The organism is Mesorhizobium sp. M0296, assembly GCF_040321675.1.
In the GTDB taxonomy this organism is placed as follows: domain Bacteria; phylum Pseudomonadota; class Alphaproteobacteria; order Rhizobiales; family Rhizobiaceae; genus Mesorhizobium.
Map to the genome: position 1 here is coordinate 1 of NZ_JAMYRZ010000111.1, position 622 is coordinate 622.

At 64.6% G+C, this 622-nt stretch carries 1 protein-coding gene; it reads right to left on the reverse strand.

Annotated elements, in window-relative coordinates:
• On the reverse strand, positions 1–622 hold a 622-nt coding region (locus tag NKI97_RS35400), incomplete at both ends, for an IS3 family transposase (RefSeq protein WP_352838612.1).

Sequence of the window (622 nt, forward strand, 5' to 3'; positions counted from 1 at the left end):
GCGGTGTTGTAGTCGGCGCGCCACAGGGCGATGGCGACGCGTGCCTGAGCCAGCGAAGTAAACAGCGTCTCGTTGAGCAGTTCATCGCGTAGTCGGCCGTTGAAGCTCTCGATGAAGCCATTCTGCATCGGCTTGCCGGGCGCAATGTAATGCCATTCGACGCGGTTCTGATCCGCCCAGGAGAGGATGGCGTTCGAGGTGAACTCGCTGCCATTGTCGCTGACGATCATTCTCGGCCGGCCGCGCTCGGTGATGAGCCGGTCCAATTCGCGGGCAACCCGCATGCCCGAGAGAGACGTATCAATGATGAGTGCCAGGCACTCTCTCGTGCAGTCGTCGACGACGGCCAGGATGCGGAAGCGGCGCCCGTCTGTGAGCTGGTCGGATACGAAGTCGAGCGACCAGCGCTCGTCGGGCCTCAGCGGCACCACCATCGGCGCCCTGGTCCCGATCGCCCGTTTGCGGCCGCCACGGCGGCGAACGGCGAGCTTCTCCTCCCGATAGAGCCGGAACAGCTTCTTGTGGTTCACGACCAGGCCCTCCCGCCTCAGCATCACGAGAAGACGCCGGTAGCCGAACCGGCGACGCTCCTGCGCGATCGCCTTCATCCGCTCGCGAAGCT